This is a genomic window from Marinobacter sp. UBA2498, assembly GCF_002341575.1.
In the GTDB taxonomy this organism is placed as follows: domain Bacteria; phylum Pseudomonadota; class Gammaproteobacteria; order Pseudomonadales; family Oleiphilaceae; genus Marinobacter; species Marinobacter manganoxydans.
This window is the reverse complement of record NZ_DDOI01000068.1, coordinates 5,316-5,890: the sequence shown is the minus strand read 5'-3', so window position 1 is coordinate 5,890 and position 575 is coordinate 5,316. Positions and strand designations below refer to the sequence as shown.

The 575-nt window shown below is 57.6% G+C and carries 1 protein-coding gene and 1 pseudogene; both read right to left on the bottom strand.

Going from position 1 to position 575, the window contains the following annotated elements:
• Positions 1-252 (bottom strand): annotated as a pseudogene (locus B2W52_RS09635) (sterol desaturase family protein); the annotation flags it as partial.
• A 108-nt stretch (positions 253-360) separates the two neighbouring features.
• The coding region (locus tag B2W52_RS09630) for a glutathione S-transferase family protein (RefSeq protein ID WP_286802752.1) at positions 361-575 on the bottom strand (215 nt) is incomplete at its 5' end.

The window sequence follows — 575 nt, the reverse complement described above, 5'->3', positions numbered from 1 at the left end:
CGCGAAGAGCAGTTCGGTCACCTGATAGCCGGCGCCCAGGACAAAGTTTCTGACCGCCTCACGGGTATCCATCAGCTGCGGATCGTGGCGAATCTTCAGGTATTCCCACAGGGTAACGCCCACAAAAACCGGTGTTGCAATCACAAAGATCAGTTGGCGTTCATCCAGCGCCAGCCAAGGCGCAGCCATCGCCCAGAGAGAAAGCAGGCCGCTGTCTTCCAGTACGGCCAGTATCATGTCGGTCAAAGCCATCGGGTTTCTGCCGGTTTCCTCATCAAGTCCGTTTATTCTGGCACGTAACCCGGAAACCGGAATGTCGGTTCACGCCAGATTGGCTAACGGATTCCGACAATCCGGTACTCAGCCTGGCCGACGGTTGTCTTCGTACACTTTTTCCAGAGCCCGGATCTGTGGCTGCCACTGGTCCAGCCAATGTTTGATGTCTTTGGGAATTCGCGCAGTTTTCGGCCATGGCACCGGATACTGTGCGGGCTGGAACATGGGTGCAAACAGGGCGGCTGCGGTCAGGTCTGCGCGCGAAAACTGGTCGCCGGCCAGGAAAGGCCTTTCGGCGT